This is a genomic window from Paramuribaculum intestinale (assembly GCF_003024925.1).
Lineage (GTDB): Bacteria > Bacteroidota > Bacteroidia > Bacteroidales > Muribaculaceae > Paramuribaculum > Paramuribaculum intestinale.
Genome location: NZ_PUED01000176.1, coordinates 1 through 4,695 on the forward strand (window position 1 = coordinate 1; position 4,695 = coordinate 4,695).

Below are 4,695 nucleotides of genomic sequence, written 5' to 3' on the forward strand. Positions count from 1 at the left end.
TCCGAAGCCCCTCCCGGCAGTGAGGGAAGCGGCACTGCGAAGTGTCGGATAAATGCTGCCATACCCGTCCGCATCCGTGCTGACGGTAGCAATTCGAGAACAATACGGATGTTGTTCTCAAATTCCAAATAGAATATGCCCAAATCATTGAGGAATTCTTATTCCAACAACACACCACCGCCCCTCATGCTCCTAATTCCCCAAGAAGAATGGCAATCATTGCATGAGAAACTTGACCGACTGACCGACATGGTCGAGAAAACCCAAAAAGGCAGCTCCAACTGCGACTGGCTCGAATCCGAAGAGGCGCGAAAACTCCTCGGCATCTCACCAAAAACATGGCAGAACTACCGCGATCAACGCCTCATCCCCTTCTCGCAGATAGGCCGCAAAATCTACGTCAACCGCGCCGACCTCGACACCTTCCTCCGCTCGCACCGCATAGGAAAAAAGTAATAACAAAAGCGTCAATACCCTCTCCAAACGTATGAGGGAATTGGCGTTTTGAGAGTAAAATTGAGATTAATAAACGTGAGTTCGATATAAGCAATAGACCATTCACCAATAAAACAATCAGCCATTTAGTTTTACACTAAATGGCTGATTTTCTTGGCATTCTCGCGAAAAAACCGTAAATTTACAGTGCCTAATTGCAAGATTTACAAGAATTTGCGCTATGATTACCGAGAACAAAATTACTGAAATTTTCTGTCTTGCCGATGATTTCTGCAAGTATTTTTCTTCTGAACTCAAAAAGTATCAGCTCAGTGATGGCAGGAAGCATCGCAATAAGCTGGGACGGCTTTCCGATGCCGAGGTCATTACCATTCTGATTCTTTTTCACAGTAAGGGATTCCGATGCCTCAAACACTTTTACATGCAGTATGTCTGCAAGCATCTTACGCACTTGTTCCCCAAGACAGTATCCTACAACAGATTTGTTGAATTGCAAAAGTCCGTGCTGTTGTCACTCACGGTATTCATCAAAGAAGTATTGCTTGGGACTTGTTCCGGCATTGCGTATGTTGATTCAACACCGTTGAGAGTTTGCAAACACCAACGCATACTTATACACAAGACTTTCAAAGGTATAGCCCAGCGGGGCAAATGCTCGATGGGATGGTTCTTCGGCTTTAAGCTGCACCTGATCATCAATGACAAAGGTGAGATTCTGAACTTTATGTTTACACCGGGCAATGTCGATGACCGTCAGCCTCTGTATTCAGAGTCATTTATTGAAAATGTAAAGGGCAAGCTCTGTGGAGATAAAGGATATATCGGCAAGCAACTGTTTGAGTTTCTGTTCATGAATGGAGTTCAGCTTATCACAAAAGTCAAGAACAACATGAGGAACTCGCTGATGTCTGTTTCCGACAAGATTATGCTTCGCAAAAGGGCTTTGGTTGAATCTGTTAATGACGAACTTAAGAACATCGCTCAGATAGAACACTCAAGACATCGGTCTTTCGCAAATTTCATAACCAATGCCCTGAGTGCAATAGCTGCATATTGTTTCTTCCCGAAGAAACCGTCTATCTCTTTGGAATTTGTCGCTGACAAGCAACTGACGTTGTTCTGATTACTTATGTCGAACTCACGTTAATAACTGTCCGATATATCAGTTTTAACTCTCTCCATATCCGATATGTCGTAAAAAAATGCTAACTTTGCAATCAGCACATTTTATGCTGACAATAGACCAATTATGTAAGATAGAACTAATATTAAAAATATAGTTTAAGCTTCCTTGTAGATGCTAACGGCTTGGTCTCCGGTCAGCACTATAAGGAAGTTTATGTTATGAGAGATTCAGAACTGAAAGTTGTGGATTTGTTCTGTGGATGTGGTGGCATGTCCATGGGATTTGAGAAAGCCGGATTCAATGTTGTAGCATCCTACGACAATTGGGATCCTGCAATTGCTGTGTATCGCCTCAACTTCCAACATCCTATATATAAACGAGATCTTCTTGACACCAAAGACGTGTCTGATATAGCGTCACACAAACCTGATGTTATTATTGGTGGTCCCCCTTGCCAAGATTTTTCGAGTGCAGGACATCGAGATGAGACTCTTGGCAGAGCCAATCTCACCTTATCGTATGCTGATATAATCACCAAGATACTACCTCGCTTTTTCGTTATGGAAAATGTCCCTACAATCAAAAAGAGCGAAAAACTTGAAATCATAAAACGCCAATTCAAGGAGGCTGGTTATGGTCTCAGTGAACTTGTTCTTGATGCAAGCTTATGTGGGGTGCCCCAGAAGCGAAAACGATTCTTTTTGATAGGTCATCTTGGCGGAGTTGATGAGGCATTGTTGCCGTTTTTGAAAAAGCACTTGGCAACTAAATCTCTAACATTACACGACTACTTTGGAGACACATTAGGCTTTGAATATTACTTTCGGGTTCCTCGTTCATATAGTAGGCGCGGAATATTCAGTATATATGAACCCGCCATGACAGTCCGAGGGGTAGATCGCCCTGTTCCAAAAGGATACCCCGGGCATCCTGGGGATCCCATTCCAATGAATGATTCAATTCGTACTTTGACTATTGAAGAACGAAGCCAGTTTCAGACATTCCCTAAAGATTTTAGATATGAAGGATCTAAGACAGTTGTTAACCAAATGATTGGAAACGCCGTACCAGTCAATTTGGCTAAATATGTAGCAACCGCTCTAAAAGAATATATCTATGCCTCGATTAGTTGATTTATTCTGTGGATGTGGCGGTATGTCTCTTGGATTTCAAGAGGCAGGCTTTGATATTATAGAATCTTTTGACAACTGGGCTCCTGCGATTGCAACCTATTCTGCCAACTTCAATCATCCCATAACATCTCTTGATCTTTCAGATAGCGATAGAATAATTTCCCACTTAAAAGACAGGGATATAGACATAATAATCGGTGGTCCACCATGTCAGGATTTTTCTATAGCAGGAAAAAGGGATTTTCTTGGAAATCGGGCGAATCTTACTTTGTCATACGCTAAAGCAGTCACCTCTTTGGCTCCAAAATGGTTTGTGATGGAGAACGTGTATAATATCCAAAAATCACCGATTTTTCAAGAGGCAATAAAAATATTTTCAGAAGCTGGATATGGATTAAATATCCGAATCTTGGATGCGAGCCTTATGGGAGTACCCCAACAAAGGAAAAGATGCTTTGTAATAGGGAAAATGGGTGCTAAAGACAATTTCTTAGATCAGATCATAGATTCTAAATTAAGTACAAGCCATACTACTGTAAGACAATACTTAGGCGAAACATTAGGAACGGATTTCTATTATATGCACCCTCGGAGTTACAATCGCAGGGCGATATTTTCAATTGACGAACCAAGTTCAACGATTAGAGGAGTCAATCGTCCCATGCCTGCCACATATAAGTTTCACCCGGCGGACAAATGTACTGATTATTCAAAAATCAGAGCTTTGTCATATATAGAGAGGAGTTATCTTCAAACCTTCCCAAATGGTTATAAATTTAAGGGCTCCAATGCTCAAATTGAACAACAAATAGGGAATGCCGTCCCTGTTAAGATGGCAGAATTTGTGGCAACTATAATATTTGAGAACTTCTGATGAAGACGTTGGAACAAATAAAACACGCTCTTGAATCAATCGAATTAAATTCGATTGAACACTGGCTGTCTACCCTTTTGGAAGCATTTGACATTCCAGGTATTACCATACGCAAGATATTAGATAAAATCGGAGAACGGCGAAATGTTGTCCCTATTAGTTTATATCGGCGAGCTGTGTTTTTGTATTCCACTGAAGATGATGACCTCTCCGTCTTTACACAATACCTTGATACATACCCAATCGTTTTTATTCTAAAAGATAGCACATTCAGTTTCTCTACCGGCTCCTTTCAGGAAGTTGGCGTACCCTATTCGGATGTATCGGACTATGTTACTGAATTTCAATCTCTTCAAAATCGTGGACGGATAGAGAAAGATTTATTTTCGACTCTTGATTTTGCCCCTATTGTCGCAGAACTTAATTCCAGATTGGGTTTACTTGACAATAATCCAATAGATGCTTTTAATTATATTATTGACCTCATTACCGTTGCATTTGTAGACCAAATTTTGGAACAGAATGTGATTCTAAAATATGAGAAATGGATGCGATCTTGTGAGCCGAACAACCTCAACGGATATGTATCACAAATAATATTTGAGGGTGAGTATAATCAATTCCTTAACCTTACATATCAAGACATAAAACATAATGCACATACAAAAGAATTAGTTATTAAGCTACTGAAATATGATGTCAAAGGAATAGACTCCGAAGTGCTGGGTTCTATAGTATATAAGATATTTGCGTCGTCAGAAGAATCGACTCTCTATGGGAATCAAACTGCAAAAACCTATATAAATAGGTTGTTTGAAGCTTTATTCGTAATCAAATTCCGAGATTCCCTTGAAAACTTAAATTACGATGATGCACTGAAAATATTGGAAGCATCTTACTTTGACCCAACGAATAGTCCGGGCAGTTTTATTGTGAACGCTTTCCTTAAATTGGTTGAGCTCTCTAACGAATACGCTCAGGTATCACATCGCAACGCTATTAAGATTGACTATGCTAATTTTGTTAGCGTGGTTGATAATGACATAGCTTTCAGACTGACAAAACTCAATTTCTTCATTGTTTGTATTCAGTACCAATTCTCCTAT

Annotated in this window: 5 protein-coding genes; all 5 read left to right on the plus strand. The window is 40.2% G+C overall.

The features are described from left to right. Positions 1-186: 186 nt before the first annotated feature. Positions 187-456: a helix-turn-helix domain-containing protein gene (locus tag C5O24_RS10850; RefSeq protein WP_107036937.1), complete on the plus strand. Its 270-nt coding sequence runs from the start codon at positions 187-189 to the stop codon at positions 454-456. Between the two features lie 220 nt (positions 457-676). After that, positions 677-1,579 (plus strand): IS982 family transposase, encoded by a 903-nt coding sequence (locus tag C5O24_RS10855; protein WP_107036936.1) that lies wholly within the window; start codon positions 677-679, stop codon positions 1,577-1,579. A gap of 221 nt (positions 1,580-1,800) precedes the next feature. Next, entirely contained in the window at positions 1,801-2,715 is a 915-nt protein-coding gene (locus tag C5O24_RS10860; RefSeq protein WP_107036875.1) for a DNA cytosine methyltransferase, read from the plus strand. Next, entirely contained in the window at positions 2,699-3,589 is an 891-nt protein-coding gene (locus C5O24_RS10865; protein ID WP_107036866.1) for a DNA cytosine methyltransferase, read from the plus strand. The genes C5O24_RS10860 and C5O24_RS10865 overlap by 17 nt, the downstream gene beginning before the upstream one ends. 8 nt (positions 3,590-3,597) lie before the next feature. Further along, positions 3,598-4,695: hypothetical protein (locus tag C5O24_RS10870; protein WP_205961097.1), on the plus strand; the 1,098-nt coding region annotated here is incomplete at its 3' end.

Coding starts and splice junctions, on each gene's coding strand:
- C5O24_RS10865 (WP_107036866.1), top strand. CDS start 2,699: ATGCCTCGATTAGTTGATTTATTCTGTGGATGTGGCGGTATGTCTCTT.
- C5O24_RS10860 (WP_107036875.1), top strand. CDS start 1,801: ATGAGAGATTCAGAACTGAAAGTTGTGGATTTGTTCTGTGGATGTGGT.
- C5O24_RS10850 (WP_107036937.1), top strand. CDS start 187: ATGCTCCTAATTCCCCAAGAAGAATGGCAATCATTGCATGAGAAACTT.
- C5O24_RS10855 (WP_107036936.1), top strand. CDS start 677: ATGATTACCGAGAACAAAATTACTGAAATTTTCTGTCTTGCCGATGAT.